Consider the following 21,543-nt stretch of genomic DNA (forward strand, 5'->3'; position numbering starts at 1 on the left):
CCGGTCCCGGAAGAACTCAGCCGGCCCTCTCGAGCGGCTTGCCCCCGTTCTCGCCGAAGCGACGCTCGATATAGTCGGCCACCATTTCCTGGAATTCCTCGGCGATCTTCGGACCCCGCAGGGTCGCGGCCTTCTGGCCGTCGACGAAGACGGGAGCGGCAGGCGATTCACCGGTGCCCGGAAGCGAGATACCGATGTCGGCATGCTTGGATTCGCCGGGTCCGTTGACGATGCAGCCCATGACCGCGACCTGAAGCGCCTCCACCCCGGGATATTTCTCGCGCCAGACCGGCATGTTGCGACGAAGATCGTCCTCGATCGTGCGCGCCAGTTCCTGAAACACCGTCGAGGTCGTGCGTCCGCAGCCCGGACACGCTGCCACCACCGGCAGAAACTGCCGGAATCCCATGACCTGAAGAAGCTCCTGGGCGACCACCACTTCCTTGGTGCGGTCGCCGCCGGGTTCGGGCGTCAGCGAGATGCGGATCGTATCGCCCACGCCCTGCTGCATGATGATGGCGAGCGCCGCCGAAGAGGCGACGATACCCTTCGACCCCATGCCCGCCTCGGTGAGACCGAGATGGAGGGCGTGGTCCGAGCGTTTGGCCATTTCCAGATAGACGGCAATCAGGTCCTGTACCTGGCTGACCTTTGCCGAGAGGATGATGCGGTTTCGCTCCAGACCCGTCTGCTCGGCAAGTTCGGCTGACAGCAGCGCCGACTGGATGATGGCCTCGCGCATGACGGCGCGCGCGCTCATCGGCGAGCCCTTGGCCTGGTTGTCGTCCATCAGCCGGGTGAGAAGCGCCTGATCGAGCGAACCCCAGTTGACGCCGATGCGCACCGGTTTGGAATGCTCGATAGCCTTCTCGATGATTTCGATGAACTGCTTGTCCTTCTTCTCCTTGAAGCCGACATTTCCCGGATTGATGCGGTATTTTGCCAGCGCCTCGGCGCAGGCCGGGTGATCGGCAAGCAGCTTGTGGCCGATATAATGGAAATCGCCGACCAGCGGCACGTCGATGCCGAGCCGTTCCAGCCGCTCGCGAATGCGCGGCACGGCGGCCGCGCTCTCGTCGCGGTCCACGGTGATGCGCACGATTTCCGAGCCCGCGCGGTGAAGGGCGGCGACCTGCGCCACCGTCGCGTCGATATCGGCCGTATCCGTGTTGGTCATCGACTGGACGACAACGGGGGCGCCGCCGCCCACGATCACGCCACCGACATCGACAGCGACACTGGAGCGGCGTTCGAGCGGACCTTCGATTTCGGACATGGGGGCCTCTTGTTTCCTTGGCGGCGAAAGCTCTGGCGCTGGGTCGCGCTTTCCGCGCGGCTTGTCAACTCTCCGAGCATGCCCGGCAATCCGGAAATAAGCTGAACTTGTGGCAGACAGATGTCTGTTACGGCCGTGCTCCATATGCCCGGGCAGCCATCTGCGCGAGCAGCGTCATCTCGGCCGTGATCGCCTCGGGATCGGCGTGATGTCCCTTTTCCCCGCCGCGGGACTTGATGCCCTCCACCGCGTCGATCAACAATCGCGCAAGCGCTGCGGAACGCAGCCCGCCGAGCTTGAGCCGCCCCTCCGCCACCGCGCCGTCGAGCCAGTCGCGCAGCACCGCCTCCAGGTCGTCGAACCACTGTTCGGTGAGATCGCCGCAGAGTTCGGCATTGACGCCGGCGAGCTCCATGCCGTGCTGGGTGGCCATCAGCTCGCGGAAGGGTGCCACGAAAGCCGCATCGAAGAAGGCCTCCAGCCCGTCCGCTACATTCGTCTTCGTCGCGAGCACCGCCTTCGCATCCTGCACGATCGCGCCGAGGAACATTTCCACGAAGGTGCGGAAGATCGCTTCCTTGTTGCGGAAATGGGTGTAGAGGGCCGGACGCGACATTCCCGCCGCGCGCGCTATGTCATCCATTGTCGTGCGCCGGTATCCGTAACTGGTGAAGACGTCGAGCGCGGCTTTCAGAACGGCGGCGCGGCGCTGGTCGAGTTGATCGAAGCTGAGATCTGACATTGTTGACATGCTGACGTTTTTTGTTATTTTGTCAAGATTGATCGTCTGGAGGGAATCATGGAACTGCGCGTCAACGATACCATCCATCAGGTCGACGTCGAACCCGACATGCCCCTTTTGTGGGTGCTGCGCGACGAACTCGGCATTACCGGTCCCAAATATGGATGCGGCATAGCCCAATGCGGCGCCTGCACTGTCCATGTCGACGGCATGGCCGTGCGCGCCTGCCAGATGCCCGTTTCCGAAGCCGCAGGCTCCGATATCGTGACCATCGAGGGCTTGGGAACCCCCGATTCCCTGCATGCCGTGCAGGAAGCCTGGATCGAACACCAGGTCGCCCAGTGCGGCTACTGCCAGTCCGGCCAGATCATGCAGGCGGCGAGCTTTCTCGATCTCCATCCCGAGCCGACGGATGAAGACATAGACCGCGCCATGAGCGCCAATCTTTGCCGCTGCGGCACCTATCCGCGCATACGCGCCGCGATCCACGCGGCCGCCGGCAAGCTGAGGAGCGCCTGAGATGAGCCGCGCCGGAACCATCACGCGCCGCACGCTCCTCGTGGGCTCCGCCGTCATCGCCGGCGGCGTGGCCTTCGGGGTCTATGCCGTCAGCACCCCTCACGCCAATCCGCTCGAGAGCGAGGTCGGCCCCGACGGCGCGACCTTCAATCCCTGGGTGAAGATCACGCCCGAGAAGATCGTGCTGATTGCACCCCATGCCGATCTCGGACAGGGCGCCGCCGGCATGCAGTCGCTTCTGATCGCCGAGGAAATGGATCTCGAGCCCGGCGGCTACGAGATCGAGTTCGGTCCGCCTTCCGCTGCTTACTGGAACAGGGCGCAGGGCAATGAAGCCGCGCCGTTCATGTCGCAGGACGACAGCATCGTTGCCGAAGGCGTGCGCGGCGCGATGACCTCGCTCTTCAAGCTGCTCGGCATGCAGATCACCGGCGGGTCGAGCTCGACACCCGACAGTTTCGACAAGCTCCGCGAAGCCGGCGCCATCGCCCGCGAGACGCTGAAGGCCGCCGCGGCAAAGAAGCATGATGTCGACGTCGCCGGACTGAAAACCGGGAAAGGCGCGGTCATCCTGCCCGACGGCACGGCCATCCCCTATACCGACCTCGCCGCCGACGCAGCGAAGATCGCGCCGGTGACCGGCGTTGCCCTGCGCGATCCGTCGAAATGGCGGCTCATCGGCAAGGATGTCCGCCGCCCCGATATCGTGGCCAAATCCACCGGCGCGCTGCATTACGGTATCGACATGAAGCTCGACGGCATGGTCCACGCCACCGTCAGGCTGAGCCCGCGGCGCGGCGCGCTCAACGGCTTCGATGCCGCGAAGGCAGAGACCATGCGCGGTGTTGCGAGGGTCATGGAAATCACCGGCGGCGTGGCCGTGATCGCCGACAATACCTGGCGCGCCTTCAAGGCCGCCGAGGCGATCAGCTTCGACTGGGCGCCATCAGACTATCCCGCCGAGCAGGACGGCCATTGGGACAGGATCGCGGCGAGCTTCACCTCCGGGAGCCTCGACGCGGAATGGCGTAATGACGGTGAAGTCGACACCGGGCTCGCAGAGGGCGGTGTCACCCAGGTCGAGTATCGCGCTCCCTATCTCGCCCACCAGCCGCTCGAACCGCTGAATGCAGTGGCACTCGTGACGGACGAAAAGGCCGAGATATGGGCCGGGCACCAGATCCCGCGCTATGTGCAGGAAAAGGTCGCCGCCATCACCGGTCACGAGAAGGATCAGGTGATCTTTCATAACCAGTATGCGGGCGGCTCCTTCGGTCACCGGCTGGAGTTTCACAACATCACCGCCGCGGCAGAGATCGCCAATGCGATGCGCGGAACGCCCGTCAAGCTCACGCTCTCGCGCGAAGAGGATTTCGCCACCGACTATCCGCGCCAGATCGCCGTCGCCCGCGGCCAGGGTGTCGCCCGCGACGGCCAGGTGCGGACGCTTGCCCTCGACATCGCATCCCCTTCCGTCGTGCGCTCACAGATGGGCCGCCTCGGCGTATCGGTTCCGGGATCGGATTCGCAGCTTCCGGCGGGCGCCTGGAATGCCCCCTATGCCGTGCCGAACTTCCGGGTCCGCGCCTATGCCGTCGAGGGCCTTGCGCCCACGTCGAGCTGGCGCTCCGTCGGCGCCTCGACCGCAGGCTTCTTCATCGAAAGCTTCGTCGACGAGGTGATAGCGGCGGCAGGTGCAGACCCTCTCGAGGAACGCCTCAGGCTCTGCAACTGGGATGTCGCGCGCGGCGTGCTTGAAGCGGTCGGAGAGATGTCGAACTGGGGCGAGGAACTTCCCGTCAACAAGGGGCGCGGCATCGCCATGGTCGAAAGCTTCGGAGTGCCGACGGCGGAAGTCGTCGAAGTCACGAACACCGACCAGGGCATCCGCATCGACAAGGTGTGGGTGGCAGCCGATGTCGGCCGCGTGATCGATCCGGTCAATATCGAAAACCAGGTTCAGGGCGCCGTCGTCTGGGGTCTTGGCCACGCGATGAATTGCGAACTCACCTATTCCGACGGCATGGCGCAACAGTCGAACTTCCACGATTTCGAGGGCATGCGGCTCTACCAGTGCCCCGAAATCGAAGTGCGGATGCTCGAAAACAGCGGTCGGGTGAAGGGGGTCGGAGAACCGCCCGTGCCCCCCGCCGCACCCGCACTCGCCAACGCGATCTTCGCGGCAACCGGACAGCGCATCCGCGAGATGCCGTTCAACAAGCACATCGACTTCGTGTGAGGAGACAGGCCATGAAATCCGCACTCCTCACATCGATAGCGCTGCTCACGCTTTCGAGCTTCGCTGCCGCCCAGACCGACAGCCCCGCGTCCGGACCTCCGGCGACAGAGGCACCCGCCACCCAGACCGTGGCGCCCGAACCTTCGGTGCCGGTCGAGGAAGGCCTCGCCGCCTGGGACACGGTCTACGCCGTCGCCAGCCATCCCCGTTGCGCCAACTGCCATGTCGGCCCGGACAACATTCCTGTCTGGTCGGGACCAAGCTATGGCGCGCGCCAGCCGCACGGCATGCATGTTTCCGGCGGAGAAAGCCGCATAGGCGCGGAGTTCATCCAGTGCCAGACCTGCCATATGGAAACCCAGACGGGCGAACCGCATGCCGCCCCGGGGGCGCCCGAATGGCATCTCGCCCCCGTCGAGCAGCAGTGGATCGACAAATCGTCCGCCGAGATCTGCCATCAGTTCAAGGATCCCGCGAGGAACGGCGGCCGGTCGCTGGAGGAGATGGCGCTCCACGTCCGCGACGACAAGCTGGTCGCCTGGGGCTGGAAGCCCGGCGGCAATCGCGAGCCCGCTCCCGGAAGCGCCGAGGAAACCTACCAGGCCATCGAAACCTGGGCCGCCGCCGGGGCACCCTGCCCCGACAGCTGATGCCCCGGACCGGCTATGCGGCCTTGGGACGTTCTGCCTTGAGATCGAGCACCGCTTCCGATACTGCCCGGCTCACAGGCGTCGCCTCGAAGCCGCCGACAAAGTCTTCGAACTTCGAGCCATCCAGCGCATGGGGCGTGAACCAGAGATAGGACATCTCGCTGACCTCACGCCACATCGGGCGGAAGAGCCCCGCGGCGCGCAGCGCGATCCAGGGCAGCGAACCGCGACGCAGCCGCTTGCCGGTGGCGATATCGAGATGACGACCCATTTCGTTGCCGGTGATCGTATGGCCTGAGAAGGTGAAGACGTTGAAGCCCGGCAACTCGGCGTGCCGTTCGGCCAGCATCACGAAAGCCCTCGCCAGATCGGGCAGATAGGCGAACGAATGGGCGATGTCGCTGCGGCCCGGCCAGACATATTTGTGCCTGTGCAGCGAGCCGGCGATCACCAGGTCGAACCATGATCCCCGGCCTGGCCCGCCGTAGAAGTCACCGGCCCGAAGCACGGTGGTCGGCACGCCCTCGTCGCGCGCGGCCTCTTCGAACCGGGCTTCCATGGCGATGCGAATCGCACCCTTTTTCACCGAACCGACCGATGGCGTGTCCGGCCCCGCAACCGCCGGGATTTCGTGGCCGTAATTGTAGACATTGCCGGCAAAGAGGTGGAAGGCCTTGTGCGCCTTGGCGGCGGCAATGACGTTTTCGGTCAGCACCGGGCACATCTCGGCCCAGTCCGGATAAAGCGGGTTGAGCCCGTTGAAGATCACATCCGCGCCTTCAGTGGCCACAATCAGCTCGTCGGCCTTCATGGCATCCGCGCGACGCGCTTCGGCGCCCGCCAGTTCGTCCGGCAGATGTCCGTCGCGGGTGATCGCGAGAACGGTATGACCTGCGGCCATGGCCGCTTGCGTGACGACGTGACCGAGGCGCCCTCTGGCGCCGAGAACTGCGATTGTGAGTGACATTTCCGATCTCCTTGTTCGTGTGACAGGAAGATGGATCATCTGATTTTGAATGAAAACTGCTTGCAATTGCTTGCTCGACATTCAAAAATGAATGCATGCAAGATCTGGACTGGAACCTGCTCAAGAGTTTTCTCGCCGTCGTGGAGACCGGAAGCCTGACGGCTGCCGCAAGGCGGCTGGAGGCGAGCCAGCCGACGCTTGGCCGCCACGTCGCCGAACTGGAAGGCAGGATCGGCGCGACCCTGCTCAGACGCACGCCGCAGGGACAGGAGGTCACCGAGGCGGGTGCGGCATTCCTCGCCGATATCCGCGCCATGCGCGATGCCTCCGACGCGATCCTCCGCCGGGCGGCGGGCGGCGGCCGGGACGTGAGGGGCACCGTCCGCATCACGGCGAGCGTCGTCATCGGAAGTCTCGTCCTGCCCCGGATTGTCGCCGGTCTGCGGCGACAGCACCCGGAACTCGAGATCGAGATCGTGGCCACCGATTCCGTCGACAACCTGCTCAGGCGCGATGCCGATATCGCGATCCGCATGGTCAAGCCCGCGCAGGTCGACCTGGTCACTCGCCATATTGGCGACATCCCGCTGGTCGCCGGTGCAAGGCGCGATTATTTCGAGCGCCGCGGCAGACCGAACACCGCGAGCGATCTTCTCGAACACGATGTTCTCGGGTTTGACCGGGACGATGCGCTACAGCGTGGCTTTGCCGCATTCGGCGTTGCGATCGACCGCTCCTTCTTCAGGATCAGAAGCGACAATCATCTCGTTCTCTGGCAGGCGCTCAGACAGGGGGCCGGTATCGGCTTTGCCCAGAAGCCCCTGTTCGAGGCCGAGCCTGATCTCGAGACGGTGCTGCCGGATCTCCGGATCCCGAGCCTCCCCGTCTGGCTGACCGCGCATCGTGACATCCGTCACGCGCCGCGCATCAGCGCCGTCCTCGATGGGCTGGAGGAAGGCCTGACCGCCTATATCGCCGGCGAATGGGCCCGCTCACTCTGACCTGTCGGCGTAGCGCGCCAGCCGCGAGCCGGCGAGCACGACGACAAGCGGAGCACAGATACCCACATAGACGATCGCAAGACCGAGCTGCTCGGCCACCAACCCGATCAGGGACGGCGCGAACAAAAGCCCCGAATAGCCGAAGAAGGTGACGAAGGAGATGCCGACGCCCTTGCGCAGACCCGGCATGTTTCCCGCCGCCGAAAACAGCACCGGCACCATGTTGGCGATACCGAGCCCGGCGATTGCAAAACCGGCAACCGCCCATGCGGCACCGGGCGCATTGCCGGCAAGCAGCAGCCCGGCAATGGTGAAACCCACCGAAACCCGCACCGTCCTGACCGCGCCGAACCTGTCGCGTATGGCATCGCCGAGAAAACGCATCATCGCCATCCCCGCGGAGAAGGCCGCAAAGGCAAGGCCCGACAGGGCTGCATCCGCTCCGAATTCATTGCGCAGATAGAGCGCGCTCCAGTCGAGGCTCGCACCTTCCGGGATCATCGAGAAAAGGCACATCAGCCCCATCAGCCAGAGGGCGATGTTACGGAAGGGCGGCACGGTGACCGGTGCTCCATCGACGCCTTCCTCATCCGGATGCGGGCGGTCGGAGTAGATGCGCGGCCAGGCGAGAAAACCGAGTATGAGCGCAACGATGGTGACGATCCCTGCATGCGCCCAGTTGCCCGCGAGATCGATGATCAGTCCGCCCGATGCGGAGCCGATCAGGCCACCGAGGCTCCAGAATCCGTGACACGAGGACATGATCGCGCGCCGCTCGCTACGCTCGACCTCCACCGCATTGGCGTTCATCGCCACGTCGGTTCCGGCGACCGTCGCGCCCATCACGGCGAGCGCCAATGCACCCATGACCGCGTCGGGCGCCAGGTTGATGAGGATGAAGACAGGCGTGATGACGAAGACCATCACCCGCAAGAGCCCGTGCGATCCGTATCTCGACACCCACCACCCGACAAGCGGCATCGCGGCCATCGAACCGAGGCCGAAGAACAGCACCATCAGCCCGATCACCGATTCCTGCAATTCCAGCCTCGCGGCGAATTCCGGAACCTTCGGCGCCCAGTTGCCGATCAGGTAACCGTTCTGCAGGAACAACAGGGCAATTGCCCCGCGCTCGCGCGTGAAAAGCGGGCGGCGTCCCGTCTCGATCGTGCTCATGTGTTTGCTCTCCCGGCGGCCACTGGCACGATCCGCGCACCAGCTTCTGCAATCGCAGACATGTCATTGGAATTCCCGTTCTCGACCAGAAGCGTCACCTCCGGCGAGAAGGCAGTGATGCGGTAGGGCGCCGCAGTCTCGAATTTTGCGGTGTCGGCCGCTGTGATGATCCGTCGACTGCGCCTTGCCACCTCCGCCTTGAACGTTTGCTCATCGGCGCGGGAGGCGAACAACCCCTCGCCCGGCACGATGCCGCAGGTCCCCAGGACGAACACGTCGGGATAGATACCGTCGAGCGAGGTCACTGCCCGTGTATCGATCGCACCGCCGATTTTCCGGTCCACTCTGCCGCCCGTCAGCATAACTTCCACATCGCTCGAAACCGTCAGCATTGCAGCGATTGCCGGCGCATTGGTCATCACCGTCATGTCGCGCCCCGACCCGATCGCCTCCGCCACCGAGAGATTGGTCGTTCCCGCATCGATGAACACGAGACCGCCGTCCGGAAGCAGGGACGCGATCTCCGCGCCGAACACCGACTTCAACGGCTGGTTCTCGGACATTCTCTCGCTGAACGGTCGCGCCGGCACGCGAACAAGCGCACCGCCATAGACTCGCTCGCAGATCCCCTCGGCGGCAAGCTCGCGCAAGTCCCGCCGAATTGTATCTTCCGAGACGGCAAATTCCCGCGCCAGATCCGCAGCGACGACCCGCCCCGACAGATCAAGTCTGGCGCGTATCACCTCCTGGCGTTCTCGTGTCAGCATTAATCATGCACCTTCACGCTCAAAACCGCAAAAGCGTGCATATTATGACTCACCTTTTGTGTCAATTACGCGGAAATCGGCAAGAACAGGCAACCGTCAGAGGAAATGTGGCGAAATTGGAACCAGCCCTGGCCGCGGCGCGTTGAAGCTGAGCCCGAACCCCCGGGGTCTTTTTGAAACTGGAGAGATTTCATATGTCCATCGGTACAATTCTGCTGATCATCCTTATTCTGCTTCTGATCGGCGCGATCCCCACGCGCGCCCGCTTCGGCAACGCCCCGATGGGCATCCTCGGTGTCGTGCTCGTCATCGTCATCATCCTGATGCTGCTTGGGCACATATAAGCCGAAGCGCCGACGCGTCTCGCATCGGCGTCACCCACCCGCAGATATGCAAGAAGGCCGCCGGTCACCCGGCGGCCTTCTTCATTGCGTCTGTCGATGGCTCACCTGGAGCGCTACCCTTCGTAGACCACGATCAGGTCCTTGGCATCGATCTGGTCGCCGGCCTTGACGAGAACCTCCGCAACCTTGCCGTCGCGTTCGGCATGGATCGCGGTTTCCATCTTCATCGCCTCGATGGACACGAGCACGTCGCCGGCCTTGACCTCCTGTCCGCTCGAAACCGCGACGGTGGAGATCACGCCGGGCATCGGCGCGCCGACATGCGCCTCGTTGGTCGGATCGACCTTGCGGCGGACCGCGGCGGCTGAAGCGCCATGGATGCGGTCGGGCACCTTGACGCGGCGCGGCTGACCGTTGAGCTCGAAGAACACCGTGACCATGCCCTTGTCATCGGTCTCGCCAGTGGCGAGATTGCGCACGACGAGCGTCTTGCCCTGTTCGATCTCCACGAACATCTCGTCGCCGACATCGAGCCCGTAGAAATAGGCGGGCGTCGGCAGGGCGCTGACGGGGCCGTAGGTTTCGGCCAGAACGGCATAATCGGTGAAGACCTTCGGGTACATGAGATAGGAGGCGAATTCGAGGTCGCTCACCGCACGCTCCAGCTTGGTCTCGATCTCCTTGCGCTCGGCATCGAGATCGGCGTCCGGCAGCAGCGAACCCGGCCGATCGGTGTAGGCCTTCTCGCCCTTGAGCACCTTCTTCTGCAAATCCTTCGGCCAGCCGGAGGGCGGCTGCCCCAGATCGCCCCGCATCATCGAGACCACGGAATCCGGGAAGGAGACGTCCTTGGAGGGGTTTTCGACGTCAGCGACAGTGAGGTCCTGGCTCACCATCATCAGCGCCATATCGCCCACCACCTTCGAGGACGGCGTCACCTTCACGATATCGCCGAACATCTGGTTGGCGTCGGCATAGGCCTGCGCGACCTCATGCCAGCGCGTCTCGAGCCCCAGCGATCGCGCCTGCTCCTTCAGGTTGGTGAACTGCCCGCCCGGCATTTCGTGCAGATAGACTTCCGATGCCGGCCCCTTCAGGTCGCTCTCGAAGGCCGCATACTGATTGCGCACGGCTTCCCAGTAGAACGAGATGCGGCGGATCCATTCCGGATCGAGACCGGGATCGCGCTCGTGACCGTGCAGCGCCTCGACGATGGAGCCGAGACAGGGCTGCGATGTATTGCCCGAAAGCGCGTCCATCGCCGCGTCCACCGCGTCCACGCCGGCATCGACTGCCGCGAGGACCGTCGCCGCGGAAATGCCCGACGTATCATGCGTATGGAAGTGGATCGGCAGATCCGTCGCCTCGCGCAGCGCCTTGAAGAGCTGCGTGGCGGCAGCGGGCTTGAGAAGCCCCGCCATGTCCTTGACGGCGATGATGTGCGCGCCCGCCTTTTCGAGCTCGACGGCGAGATTGGTGTAGTATTTCAGATCGTATTTCGGGCGTGCGGAATTGAGGATGTCGCCCGTATAGCAGATCGTCGCCTCGCAGAGCTTGTTCTCCTCGCGAACCGCATCCATCGACACCCGCATGTTCTCGACCCAGTTCAGGCAGTCGAAGACGCGGAAGAGATCGATACCCCCCGCAGCCGCCTGGCGGACATAATACTTCACCACATTGTCCGGGTAGTTCTTGTAGCCCACACCGTTGGCGCCGCGCAGGAGCATCTGCAGAAGCAGGTTCGGCGCGTTGTTGCGGATCTTGTCGAGGCGCTCCCAGGGGTCCTCGGTCAGGAACCGCATGGCGACGTCGAAGGTCGCCCCGCCCCAGCATTCGAGCGACAGGAGCTCGGGCAGCGCACGCGCGTAGGTCCCGGCGATCTTGACGATGTCGTCAGTGCGCATTCGAGTGGCGAGCAACGACTGGTGTCCGTCACGCATGGTCGTGTCGGTCATCAGGACGCGCTTTTCATTCCGCATCCATTCGCCGAACTTTTCCGGCCCGAGCGCATCGAGCCTTTGCTTGGTCCCGTCGACGATCGGGCGATCGGTATAGGGCACGCGCGGCGCGGCGGCATCTTCCGCCGGGCGCGGACGGTCACGGGTTTCCGGATGGCCGTTGACGGTGACGTCGGCGAGGTAGGTGAGAAGCTTGGTCGCCCGGTCCTTGCGCTTGACCTGGCTGAACAGCTCCGGCGTGTTGTCGATGAACTTCGTCGTATAGGTATTGTCGCGGAATTTCGGGTGGCCGATGATGGCTTCCAGAAAGGTGAGGTTCGTCGCAACGCCGCGAATGCGGAACTCGCGCAGCGCCCGGTCCATCCGCTGGATGGTTTCCTCGGGCGTCGGCGCCCAGGCGGTGACCTTCTCGAGCAGCGGATCGTAAAACCGGGTGATCACCGCGCCCGAATAGGCGGTGCCGCCATCCAGACGAATACCGAAGCCCGTCGCGCCGCGATAGGCGGTGATGCGGCCGTAATCCGGAATGAAGTTCTGCTCGGGATCCTCGGTGGTGATCCGGCACTGCAATGCGTGGCCGTTGAGCTTGATGTCTTCCTGCGCAGGGACACCGGATTCCGGCGTCCCGATCGCGAACCCGTCGAGGATATGGATCTGCGCCTTGACGATATCGATGCCGGTGACTTCCTCGGTCACCGTATGCTCGACCTGGATACGTGGATTGACCTCGATGAAATAGAACTTGCCGGTATCGGCATCCATCAGGAATTCGACCGTGCCCGCGCCGATATAGTCCGTGGCCTTCGCGATCTTCAGCGCATGGCCCGAAAGTTCCGCGCGCTGAGCGGCATCGAGATAGGGAGCCGGCGCGCGCTCGACGACCTTCTGGTTGCGGCGCTGGATCGAACAGTCACGCTCGAAGAGGTGGACCGCATTGCCGTGCGTATCGCCCAGAACCTGCACCTCGACATGGCGGGCGCGCTCGATGAGCTTTTCGAGATAGACCTCGTCCTTGCCGAAAGCGGCCTTGGCTTCACGCTTGGCTTCGGTCACCTCTCGGGCAAGTTCGTCCTTCGAGCGGATGGCGCGCATGCCGCGTCCGCCGCCGCCCCAGGATGCCTTCAGCATGATCGGATAGCCGACCTCGTCCGCAAGACGCTCGACTTCCTTCATGTCGTCCGGCAGCGGCTCGGTGGCCGGGACCACCGGGACGCCGATCTCGATGGCGAGGTTGCGGGCGGCCACCTTGTTGCCGAGCCGCCGCATGGTTTCGGGTTTGGGCCCGATGAAGGTGATGCCGGCTTCGGCACAGGCATCCGCGAATTCGGGGCTTTCGGAGAGAAGGCCGTAACCGGGATGGATCGCGTCCGCACCGGAAAGCTTGGCCACGCGGATCACTTCGTCGATCGAGAGATAGCTTTCGATCGGACCGAGATCACGCTCCAGATGGTCGCCTCGCCCAACCTGATAGCTCTCGTCAGCCTTGAAACGATGCAGTGCGAGCTTGTCCTCCTCGGCCCAGATGGCGACGGTCTTGATGCCGAGCTCGTTGGCCGCGCGGAACACGCGGATGGCGATTTCGGACCGGTTGGCGACGAGAATTTTCGAAATTGACACAGATACCCTCCCAAGCTCGCACAGAATGCAAAATGCACGCTGGCTCAGTGCTGGGAAAATCTTACAGTCAGATTTTGTGCAGTGCAACCAAACGCTTGATCATAACGATTCAGCGATCGTCATGTTCCGGGGCGCGGAATCCGCCCCGGGAGTTTTGCTTTGCAGCGGCAGGCCAGGCGAGCGGGAGGTCTAGGAGATGAGCCCGCGCCTGAACGCAATCGCCACCGCATGATGGCGGTTGCGCGCATCGAGCTTGTTCTGGATGCCGTTCATGTACCAGTCGACCGTGTGGGTGGAGAGTCCGAGCGTCGACCCCATCTCGCCCGACGTATAGCCCTGGGCAAGGAGGCTCAGCGTCTCGATCTCACGCTTTGTCATGTTATGGCTGCGATTGGCCGGGTCGGAAACCGGAACACCGAGATTTGAGCTTTCGAGGAGCGCCCAGAGAGCCTTGCGGGCAACCGCCTCGAACATCAGAACCTCGCCGGCGGACAGCTCCACCGGGCGCCCGGCCACTGTCAACGTGCCGGCCAGCCCCTGGCGGCCATGCACCGGAAAGACGTAACCGTCCTCCAGCCCGAATTTCTTCGCCTGCTTGAGCATCCGCATGATGCGCTTGGCTTGCGGGTCTTCCTCGAAAAAAGCCGCGGCCTCCCGCCAGCGGAAGCCGTTCTGGCAATAGCCGAGATATCGCAAGGTGGGATCTATGACCGAGTACTTGCGCTTGACATAGATTTCCGGCCAGCCATCCGGCCACCGTCCAGCCAGCACCAGGCTTTCCTGCTCCGCGCGGAGAAGCGGCTGACGGGTCAGAGTGAAGAAGTCGAAACCGGCTTCATCGACCACATCTTCGAGCAATACGTTGATTTCATCGCAACTCGCATCTGAAATATCGAGCTCAAGAAACCGGAATAGTGCTGCTTTGTCCATTCCCTCACCAATATTAGAGTAGCCGACGGCATTTTATAAAATCTTCGTGGCGACGCCTCACGGCGCACCGAAACCCTGTAAATTATTGGGAGAAAATCGGCCTTACCGCGCGCCGGGTCAACTAGCGAAATGCAAGGTAAGTTACAATATGCAAGTATTGCAAAAAATTATCGTATGGTCTCGTGACATTTCAACAAAAAAGCCGGCCCCATCGGGACCGGCCTGTATTGTATTATATCTAGATATCCAGAGTTAGATGCAGGCTACGAAGAGTTCTCTGGTATTTTCTTCTGTCAGCTTCACCGGGTTTCCACCTGCCGTGGGGTCGACAAGCGCCATCTTCACCATCTCATCGATCCGGTCGCTGCCGACGCCGATCTCGGACAGCTTGTCCGGCACGCCAAGCTCCTTGCGCAACGTGATGACGTAGTCGAGGAAACCGTCAAAGCCGCCCTCTATACCCAGATAGGCGGCCGCACGCGCAATGCGATCCTCGATTGCCGCGCGGTTGAAGACCAGTACGGCTGGCATCACCACCGCATTGGTCAGTCCGTGGTGAGTGTTGTAGATCGCCCCGACCGGATGCGACAGGGAATGGATTGCGCCGAGCCCCTTCTGGAAGGCGACCGCGCCCATGGCCGCCGCGCTCATCATCTCCGCGCGCGCGTCGATATCGTTCGGGTTGGCCACGACCTTCGGAAGGTTCTCCTTCACCAGCCGCATGCCCTCGAGCGCGATACCCTGCGACATCGGGTGATAGAAGGGCGAGGAATAGGCCTCCAGACAGTGCGCGAAGGCATCCATACCGGTCCCGACCGTGATCATCCTCGGCATGCCGACGGTCAGTTCGGGATCGCAGATCGTGATTGCCGGAAGCATCTTGGGATGGAAGATGATCTTCTTCACGTGCGTTTCCGAATTGGTGATCACGCCCGCGCGGCCCACTTCCGAACCGGTTCCGGCCGTGGTCGGAACGGCTATGATCGGAACGATGGCATCGGCATCCGCTCGCGTCCACCAATCGCCGATATCCTCGAAATCCCACACCGGGCGCGACTGGCCGACCATCAGCGCGATCGTCTTGCCGAGATCGAGGCCGGAACCGCCGCCGAACGCAATGATGCCGTCGTGGCCGCCTGCCTTGAAGGCCTCGATACCGGCGGCGAGATTGATCTCGTTCGGATTGGGATCGACGTCGGAAAACAGACCGCGGCCGAGACCGGCGGCATCCAGGATGTCGAGTGCGTTTGCCGTGATCGGCAGCGAGGCCAGCCCCTTGTCGGTGACGAGCAACGGCTTCTTCATGCCGGCAGCCTTGGCGGCGTCGGCTAGTTCGCTGATACGGCCCGCGCCGAAGCGCACGGCAGTGGGATATGACCAGTTGGCGACGAGACTCATGCCTTTTTCTTTCTCATGTAATAGGATTTCGGTCGGGTCAGGTTGTGGTAGCCGATCTCGGACAGCGAGCCGCCGCGGCCGGTGTCCTTGCAGCCGGTCCAGCAGAGTGCCGGATCCAGATAGTCGGCGCGGTTCAGAAACACGGTCCCGGTCTGCATCGCGTCGGCGATGCGCTCGGCCCGCTCGGGGTCGTTGGTCCAGAGCGACACGGTGAGACCGTACTGGCAGTCGTTCATCAGCCTGATGGCTTCCTCGTCGCTGTCGACGGGCATGATGCCGACGACCGGCCCGAAGCTTTCATCCCGCATCACGCGCATGTCGTGGTTCACGTCGACGAGGATCTGCGGCATCAGGTAGGCGCCGCCGTCATCTTCCGGGAACCTGGCCGGATCGACGATAGCCTTCGCGCCGTCGGCGATGGCTTCGCTGGTCTGTTCGCGCACCTCCTTGGCGAAACGCACATTGGCCATCGGCCCGATCGTGGTTTCCGGATCGAGCGGATTGCCCAGCTTGAGGTTCTCGGCCCAGGCCTTCGCCTTTTCGACGAATGCGTCGTAGAGAGACCGCGCCACATAGATGCGCTCGATGCCGCAGCAGCACTGGCCGGCATTGAAGAGCGCGCCGTCCATCAGCGTATCGACGGCCCAGTCGAGATCGCAATCTTCCATCACATAGCCCGGATCCTTGCCGCCGAGCTCGAGCCCGGTACCGGTGAAGGTGCCGGCAGCCGCCTTCTCGATGGCCTTGCCGCCACCGACCGATCCGGTGAAGTTGATGAAGTCGAAGGCGCCAGAGGAGATCAGCGCTTCGGAGACCGGGTGATCGAGGAAGACATTGGTGAACACATCCTCGGGGACGCCGGCTTCCTGGAAGGCCCGCGCGATGCGCTCGCCGACGAGAAGCGTCTGCGTCGAATGCTTGATGATCACCGTGTTGCCCGCGATCAGCGCCGGCACGATCGTATTGATCGCCGTCATGTAGGGGTAGTTCCACGGCGCGATCACGAAGACGACGCCATGCGGCACGCGCTCGATCTTCCGGGTGGCCTTGTCCGACTCTTCGATGACGATCGGAGACAGCGCCCGTTCCGCGATCTCGGCCATGTAGGCGGTGCGCTCGTTGACGCCGCCGAACTCGCCGCCGTAGCGGATCGGTCGGCCCATCATCTTGGCCAGCTCGGGCACCACTTCCTCGGTCATCTCGTTGAGGCGCTTGATGCCCGCCTTGACCAGTTCGATGCGCTCGGCGAGCGGGCGGGCGGCCCATGCCGGCTGTGCGGCGCGTACCTTTGCGACAACGGCTTCCGCGGCCGCCTTGTCGAGAGTGTCGCGTTCGGCGAAGACCGAACCGTCGACGGGGGAAATACATTTCAGAACAGACATTTTCCGTCTCCTAGAAGCGTTTCGCACGGCAGCCTTGCCTGGCCTGTCCGGCATGAAACGCGGTTATTATTTCCGGCTCGAGCCGGTTTTCCTGTCACGACAGGCGGGCGGACCATTCGCCCCGTCCATCGCGGCGTCACGCCCTTTCGAAACCTCTCTTGAGTTCCCAGTCGGTGACCGCCTTGTCGAACTCTTCCTGCTCCCATTCGGCGCAACGCACATAATGGTCGACCACCGCATCGCCAAGGGCGGCACGCAGCATCTTCGACCCGCGCAGCGTTTCCGTCGCCTCGCGCAGCGAGGAGGGAATGTGCCGGGCCTTTTCGTTCTGGTAGATGTCGCCACGGGTGGGCTCTGCCAGTTCCAGCTTCTCCTCGATTCCGGCGATGCCGGCAGCCAGCAGGACGGCAAGCGCGAGGAACGGATTGAGATCCGATCCGCCGATGCGGCATTCCACCCGGACACCCTTGGAGCCCTCGCCGCAGAGCCGGAAACCGGCCGTGCGGTTGTCGACCGACCAGACGAGCCGGGTCGGCGCGAAGGTGCCTTTCATGAAGCGCTTGTAGCTGTTGACATAGGGCGCCAGGAAGACCGTGTACTCGTCGGCATATTCGATAAGCCCGGCCATGAAGTGGCGCATGAGCTCCGACATGCCGTGGTCGGCATCCTTGTCGTAGAAGGCCGGCTTGCCGTCAGCCCACAACGACATGTGGACGTGCGAGGAGGAGCCCACCTTCCTGGCGTCCCACTTGGGCAGAAAGGTCGCGGCCTTGCCGTGCATCCAGGCGATTTCCTTGACCGCATGCTTAGCGATGGTGTGGTGGTCGGCGCAATCGAGCGCCTCGGCATAGCGGATGTTGAGCTCTTCCTGGCCGGTTTCGGCCTCGCCCTTGGAATTCTCGACCGGAACACCGGCGGCAACCAGATGATTGCGGACCGGGCGCATGATGCCCTCTTCCTTGGTCGTCTGGAGGATATGGTAGTCCTCGTTGTAATCGCTGATCGGCTGCAGGTCGCGATAGCCCGAACGGGCAAGATCGCGGTAGCTCTGCTCGAACAGGAAGAATTCCAGTTCTGTGGCCATCATCGCCTCGTAGCCGAGTTCCTTGAGGCGCGCGCGCTGGACCTTGAGGATCTGGCGCGGCGACTGCGGCACCGGCTCGTGGGTGTGATGGTCGAGGAGGTCGCAGAGCACCAGTGCGGTGCCTTCGAGCCAGGGAACCCGGCGCATCGTCGAAAGATCCGGCTTCATCACATAGTCGCCGTAGCCTGCCTGCCAGCTCGTCGTCGCATAGCCGTCGGGCGTCGCCATCTCCAGGTCGGTTGCAAGCATGTAATTGCAGCAATGCGTCTCCTCGTGGGAGCTTTCGAGGAAGTTCGTGACATGGAAGCGCTTGCCCATCAGGCGTCCCTGCATGTCCACGCAGCAGACGAGAACCGTATCGATTCCGCCGGCCTCGGCCGCTTTCCTGAGTTCCTCGATCGTGAGATTACCGGCCATGGGTGACACCTGTGTTTAGCTTCGTCCGTCGCGGACCGCGTTGACTGCAAACCGCCCCCCGGAAAATCCGGGAGGCGGCGATTTCGGACCCGATACCCTTAGTCGTTGTTGTAAGGGAATCCGGCGCTGTTGATGACCTTGTTGTAGTCCTTGAAGATCTGGACCACCTTGGCCTTGGTTTCGCTCTCCGCGGCGATCTCGTCCCAGAACTTGATCGCGGCGTTCTCCACTTCCTTCCATTCCTTGGCCGGAACGGTGCGCAGCTGAAGCTTGTCGCCGGTGGCGCGCAGCTTTGCCTCGCCGCCCCAGTACCACTGGTTGCGGAACGTGTGACCGCCTTCCATGCAGGACATGTAGAGCTGCTTGAGGTGGTCCGGCAGGTCCGCCCACTTCTTCTCGTTGGCAAACCAGGAACCGATCCAGGCGCCCGAGATGTTGTTGGTCAGGAAGTAGTCGGTCACATCGGCCCAGCCCACCGTGTAGTCTTCGGTGATACCCGACCAGGACATGCCGTCGAGCTCGCCCGTCTGGACGGCGACTTCGGCGTCTTCGTAGGGGATCGAGACCGGAACGACACCGAACTGGGCGAGGAAGCGGCCGGCCGTCGGGAAGGTGTAGAGCTTGAGACCCGACAGGTCGTCGATGCTCGTGATTTCCTTCTTTGTGTTGAAGTTGCAGGGGTCCTGACCCGCTGCCGAAAGCCAGACGACACCGCCGGCATCCGCATAGGCCTTCTTCCAGATGTCCTTGAGGCCGTACTGTTCGAACAGCACCGGCACGTCGAGGATCGAACGCGTGGCAAACGGGAAGTAGCCGCCGAACACCCCGACTTCGACCGGGGACGCCATCGAATCGTCGTCCGAGTGGACGGCGTCGATGGTACCGGCCTGCATGGCGCGGAAGAGTTCGCCGGTGGGAACGATCTGGTCGGCGAAGAAGAGTTCGATCACCATCTCGCCGTCGGCTGCCTTGTTGAAGGCATCGACGAAGGGCTGTGTGACATACTGGCCGAGCGTGGCGCCGGCATAGGTCTGCATGCGCCAGCGGATCGGTTCCTGAGCGATCACCGGGGGAGCGGCAAGCGTGGTCGTCGCCGCGGCACCGGCAATGCCGGCCTTGGTAAGTAATTGACGCCGTTTAAGCATGTTGGTGTTCTCCTTCTGGTGGTCTGCCGTTTGTTTTTGTCGTTTTTGTTACCCTTGCAGTTTGCCGCGGAACTGTTCCGGCAGCCACAAAGCCAGTTCCGGGAAGACCATCACGATGATGAGGGTGATAAGCATCACCGCGACGAATGGGATGACGGACATGTAAATGTCCTTGAGCTTGACCTCCGGCGGCGACATCGCACGCATGAGAAACAGGTTATAGCCGAAGGGCGGGGTCATGTAGGCGATCTGGCAGGTGATCGTGTAGAGCACGCCGTACCAGATGAGATCGAAGCCGAGCATCTTGACCAGCGGCACGTAGAGCGGCGCGACGATGACGAGCATCGCCGTATCGTCGAGAAACGTCCCCATCAGCAGGAAGCTCAGCTGCATCAGGACGAGGACCTGCCAGGGCTCCAGACCAAGCTGTCCGAGGAAGAAGTTCTCGATGGCCCGCACCGCGCCAAGTCCGTCGAACACGGCGCCGAAGCAAAGTGCCGCCAGAATGATCCACATGAACATGCAGGAAATGCCGAGCGTCTTGCGTACGGTGTTTTCGAAGACCTCCCTGGTCAGCCGGCGCTTGATGACCGCGGCGAGCGTGGCCGCGAGCGCGCCGACGGCCGAGCTTTCCACCAGGCTGGTGATACCCATCAGGAACAGGCCGTTCATCAGGAAGAAGATCATGAAGGGCAGGATGCCGGCACGCAGCAGCGCGAAGCGCTCCTTCCAGGTGATCGCGTCGCGCTCCTCGCGGCTGAGCGGCGGCCCGAGTTCCGGCTGGATGCGGCAGCGCACGGCGATATAGACGATGAACAGTGTCGCCATCAGAAGGCCGGGGAACACACCCGCAAGCCAGAGCTGGCTGACCGGCTGGCGCGCGATCATGCCGTAGAGAACGAGCACAACCGAGGGCGGGATGAGGATGCCTAGCGACGAACCGCCCTGGATCACGCCGGTAATCATCTGCTTGTCGTAGCCCCGGCGTAGAAGTTCGGGCAGCGCGATGGTTGCGCCGATTGCCATGCCGGCGACCGAAAGTCCGTTCATCGCCGAGATGATGACCATCAGACCGATCGTGCCGATGGCGAGACCGCCGGGAATCGGGCCGAACCAGACATGGAACATCCGGTAGAGGTCATCGGCGATCCGGCTCTCCGACAGCATGTAGCCCATGTAGATGAACATCGGCAGCGTCAGCAGCGGGTACCATTTCATCAGCTTGATCGACTGCGCGAAGGCGATCTCCACCCCGCCCGTGCCCCACAGCGGCAGGGCTGCGATGACGGCGACGGCGCCGATCACGCCGAAGACGCGCTGCCCGGTGAGCAGCAGCGCCATCATCGAGGCGAACATGAACAGGGCGATCAGTTCGTAACTCACAGGCCCGCCTCGCTTGCGTGGTTGATGCTGGTGCCGCGCAGGAAGAGGATGTCGCGGAGGAACTCGGCGACGGCCTGCATGAGCATGAAGAAGATACCGACCGTGGCGACCAGCTTGACCGGCCACATATAAGGCCGCCAGACCGAGTGAGCGCGCTCGCCATACTCTATTGCATAGGTGGTCGAGGAGATGCCGCCATACAGGAGCACCACGAGGTAGAAGATCAGGAACAGGATCGACAGGCCGTCGATCATCGCCTTGCGCCGGTGCGACAGCCCGCCATAGGCAAGGTCCATGCGCACATGGTCGCCGAGCTGCATCGAATAGGCGCCGCCGAGGGTATAGTAGGCGACCATGACGAACTGCGCCGCCTCCAGCGTCCAGAGTGCCGGCATTCCGGCGTACTTGGTCACCGACGACCAGAGCAGCACGCCCATCAGCGCGAAGATGAGGTACATGGCGAAACGTCCGACGCGCCGGTTGAAGGCGTCCACGAAACGGATATAGGCGATGACGCCGTTCATGACCGCACCTCCCGCTCGCTGAAG

Annotated in this window: 18 protein-coding genes; 5 read left to right on the forward strand and 13 right to left on the reverse strand. The window is 63.1% G+C overall.

Annotation, left to right across the window (positions count from 1 at the left end):
* Window positions 1–16: 16 nt before the first annotated feature.
* Window positions 17–1,276 carry a flavodoxin-dependent (E)-4-hydroxy-3-methylbut-2-enyl-diphosphate synthase gene (ispG, locus tag E2A64_RS00190; RefSeq protein ID WP_133282443.1) on the reverse strand — a complete coding sequence of 420 codons (1,260 nt, stop codon included), beginning with the start codon at window positions 1,274–1,276 and terminating at the stop codon, window positions 17–19.
* A gap of 127 nt (window positions 1,277–1,403) precedes the next feature.
* Window positions 1,404–2,018 carry a TetR/AcrR family transcriptional regulator gene (locus tag E2A64_RS17960; protein ID WP_206662405.1) on the reverse strand — a complete coding sequence of 205 codons (615 nt, stop codon included), beginning with the start codon at window positions 2,016–2,018 and terminating at the stop codon, window positions 1,404–1,406.
* A 54-nt stretch (window positions 2,019–2,072) separates the two neighbouring features.
* Here E2A64_RS17960 and E2A64_RS00200 point away from each other — a divergent pair, with 54 nt between their 5' ends.
* From E2A64_RS00200 to E2A64_RS00210, 3 genes are read left to right on the forward strand one after another with little or no spacing between them, the layout of a single operon-like run.
* Window positions 2,073–2,537 (forward strand): (2Fe-2S)-binding protein, encoded by a 465-nt coding sequence (locus tag E2A64_RS00200; RefSeq protein ID WP_174235758.1) that lies wholly within the window; start codon window positions 2,073–2,075, stop codon window positions 2,535–2,537.
* A gap of 1 nt (window position 2,538) precedes the next feature.
* Window positions 2,539–4,776: a xanthine dehydrogenase family protein molybdopterin-binding subunit gene (locus E2A64_RS00205; protein ID WP_133282445.1), complete on the forward strand. Its 2,238-nt coding sequence runs from the start codon at window positions 2,539–2,541 to the stop codon at window positions 4,774–4,776.
* Window positions 4,777–4,787: 11 nt separating this feature from the next.
* Window positions 4,788–5,426: a hypothetical protein gene (locus tag E2A64_RS00210; protein WP_133282446.1), complete on the forward strand. Its 639-nt coding sequence runs from the start codon at window positions 4,788–4,790 to the stop codon at window positions 5,424–5,426.
* Window positions 5,427–5,439: 13 nt separating this feature from the next.
* Here E2A64_RS00210 and E2A64_RS00215 read toward each other — a convergent pair whose 3' ends face one another.
* Window positions 5,440–6,393: an NAD(P)H-binding protein gene (locus E2A64_RS00215; protein ID WP_158285650.1), complete on the reverse strand. Its 954-nt coding sequence runs from the start codon at window positions 6,391–6,393 to the stop codon at window positions 5,440–5,442.
* A gap of 95 nt (window positions 6,394–6,488) precedes the next feature.
* Here E2A64_RS00215 and E2A64_RS00220 point away from each other — a divergent pair, with 95 nt between their 5' ends.
* Window positions 6,489–7,394, forward strand: coding sequence for a LysR family transcriptional regulator (locus tag E2A64_RS00220; RefSeq protein WP_133282448.1), 906 nt, complete (start codon window positions 6,489–6,491; stop codon window positions 7,392–7,394).
* Here the strand turns inward: E2A64_RS00220 and E2A64_RS00225 are convergent.
* Together E2A64_RS00225 and E2A64_RS00230 are read right to left on the reverse strand one after the other, a co-directional pair.
* Complete coding sequence (locus E2A64_RS00225) at window positions 7,386–8,570, reverse strand: MFS transporter (protein WP_133282449.1); 1,185 nt, start codon at window positions 8,568–8,570, stop codon at window positions 7,386–7,388. The genes E2A64_RS00220 and E2A64_RS00225 overlap by 9 nt on opposite strands.
* Window positions 8,567–9,337, reverse strand: coding sequence for a DeoR/GlpR family DNA-binding transcription regulator (locus E2A64_RS00230; RefSeq protein WP_133282450.1), 771 nt, complete (start codon window positions 9,335–9,337; stop codon window positions 8,567–8,569). The genes E2A64_RS00225 and E2A64_RS00230 overlap by 4 nt, the downstream gene beginning before the upstream one ends.
* Before the next feature lie 194 nt (window positions 9,338–9,531).
* Here E2A64_RS00230 and E2A64_RS00235 point away from each other — a divergent pair, with 194 nt between their 5' ends.
* Entirely contained in the window at window positions 9,532–9,681 is a 150-nt protein-coding gene (locus E2A64_RS00235; protein WP_133282451.1) for a DUF3309 family protein, read from the forward strand.
* 113 nt (window positions 9,682–9,794) lie between these two features.
* Here E2A64_RS00235 and pyc read toward each other — a convergent pair whose 3' ends face one another.
* The 8 genes from pyc to E2A64_RS00275 form a co-directional block, all read right to left on the reverse strand.
* On the reverse strand, window positions 9,795–13,256 hold the full coding sequence (pyc, locus tag E2A64_RS00240) for a pyruvate carboxylase (protein ID WP_133282452.1): 3,462 nt from the start codon (window positions 13,254–13,256) through the stop codon (window positions 9,795–9,797).
* 189 nt (window positions 13,257–13,445) lie between these two features.
* Window positions 13,446–14,186 (reverse strand): helix-turn-helix transcriptional regulator, encoded by a 741-nt coding sequence (locus E2A64_RS00245; protein WP_133282453.1) that lies wholly within the window; start codon window positions 14,184–14,186, stop codon window positions 13,446–13,448.
* Window positions 14,187–14,438: 252 nt separating this feature from the next.
* Complete coding sequence (locus tag E2A64_RS00250) at window positions 14,439–15,584, reverse strand: iron-containing alcohol dehydrogenase (protein WP_133282454.1); 1,146 nt, start codon at window positions 15,582–15,584, stop codon at window positions 14,439–14,441.
* Window positions 15,581–16,966 (reverse strand): aldehyde dehydrogenase family protein, encoded by a 1,386-nt coding sequence (locus E2A64_RS00255; protein WP_133282455.1) that lies wholly within the window; start codon window positions 16,964–16,966, stop codon window positions 15,581–15,583. The genes E2A64_RS00250 and E2A64_RS00255 overlap by 4 nt, the downstream gene beginning before the upstream one ends.
* A gap of 136 nt (window positions 16,967–17,102) precedes the next feature.
* Entirely contained in the window at window positions 17,103–18,467 is a 1,365-nt protein-coding gene (locus tag E2A64_RS00260; protein ID WP_133282456.1) for a glutamine synthetase family protein, read from the reverse strand.
* Window positions 18,468–18,565: 98 nt separating this feature from the next.
* Window positions 18,566–19,612 carry a TRAP transporter substrate-binding protein gene (locus E2A64_RS00265; RefSeq protein WP_133282457.1) on the reverse strand — a complete coding sequence of 349 codons (1,047 nt, stop codon included), beginning with the start codon at window positions 19,610–19,612 and terminating at the stop codon, window positions 18,566–18,568.
* A gap of 48 nt (window positions 19,613–19,660) precedes the next feature.
* The gene (locus E2A64_RS00270) at window positions 19,661–20,995 is read right to left on the reverse strand and encodes a TRAP transporter large permease (protein WP_133282458.1); all 1,335 of its coding nucleotides are present in this window, start codon (window positions 20,993–20,995) and stop codon (window positions 19,661–19,663) included.
* Window positions 20,992–21,519: a TRAP transporter small permease subunit gene (locus E2A64_RS00275; protein WP_133282459.1), complete on the reverse strand. Its 528-nt coding sequence runs from the start codon at window positions 21,517–21,519 to the stop codon at window positions 20,992–20,994. The genes E2A64_RS00270 and E2A64_RS00275 overlap by 4 nt, the downstream gene beginning before the upstream one ends.
* Between the last annotated feature and the right edge of the window lie 24 nt (window positions 21,520–21,543).

Origin of the sequence: Pseudohoeflea suaedae, from assembly GCF_004354915.1 — a bacterium.
Lineage (GTDB): Bacteria > Pseudomonadota > Alphaproteobacteria > Rhizobiales > Rhizobiaceae > Pseudohoeflea > Pseudohoeflea suaedae.

Bases quoted from the DNA above. Each gene is read 5' to 3' on its own strand.
- ispG (WP_133282443.1), bottom strand. From the start codon at position 1,276: ATGTCCGAAATCGAAGGTCCGCTCGAACGCCGCTCCAGTGTCGCTGTC.
- E2A64_RS17960 (WP_206662405.1), bottom strand. From the start codon at position 2,018: ATGTCAGATCTCAGCTTCGATCAACTCGACCAGCGCCGCGCCGCCGTT.
- E2A64_RS00205 (WP_133282445.1), top strand. From the start codon at position 2,539: ATGAGCCGCGCCGGAACCATCACGCGCCGCACGCTCCTCGTGGGCTCC.
- E2A64_RS00210 (WP_133282446.1), top strand. From the start codon at position 4,788: ATGAAATCCGCACTCCTCACATCGATAGCGCTGCTCACGCTTTCGAGC.
- E2A64_RS00215 (WP_158285650.1), bottom strand. From the start codon at position 6,393: ATGTCACTCACAATCGCAGTTCTCGGCGCCAGAGGGCGCCTCGGTCAC.
- E2A64_RS00220 (WP_133282448.1), top strand. From the start codon at position 6,489: ATGCAAGATCTGGACTGGAACCTGCTCAAGAGTTTTCTCGCCGTCGTG.
- E2A64_RS00225 (WP_133282449.1), bottom strand. From the start codon at position 8,570: ATGAGCACGATCGAGACGGGACGCCGCCCGCTTTTCACGCGCGAGCGC.
- E2A64_RS00230 (WP_133282450.1), bottom strand. From the start codon at position 9,337: ATGCTGACACGAGAACGCCAGGAGGTGATACGCGCCAGACTTGATCTG.
- E2A64_RS00235 (WP_133282451.1), top strand. From the start codon at position 9,532: ATGTCCATCGGTACAATTCTGCTGATCATCCTTATTCTGCTTCTGATC.
- E2A64_RS00245 (WP_133282453.1), bottom strand. From the start codon at position 14,186: ATGGACAAAGCAGCACTATTCCGGTTTCTTGAGCTCGATATTTCAGAT.
- E2A64_RS00250 (WP_133282454.1), bottom strand. From the start codon at position 15,584: ATGAGTCTCGTCGCCAACTGGTCATATCCCACTGCCGTGCGCTTCGGC.
- E2A64_RS00255 (WP_133282455.1), bottom strand. From the start codon at position 16,966: ATGTCTGTTCTGAAATGTATTTCCCCCGTCGACGGTTCGGTCTTCGCC.
- E2A64_RS00260 (WP_133282456.1), bottom strand. From the start codon at position 18,467: ATGGCCGGTAATCTCACGATCGAGGAACTCAGGAAAGCGGCCGAGGCC.
- E2A64_RS00265 (WP_133282457.1), bottom strand. From the start codon at position 19,612: ATGCTTAAACGGCGTCAATTACTTACCAAGGCCGGCATTGCCGGTGCC.
- E2A64_RS00275 (WP_133282459.1), bottom strand. From the start codon at position 21,519: ATGAACGGCGTCATCGCCTATATCCGTTTCGTGGACGCCTTCAACCGG.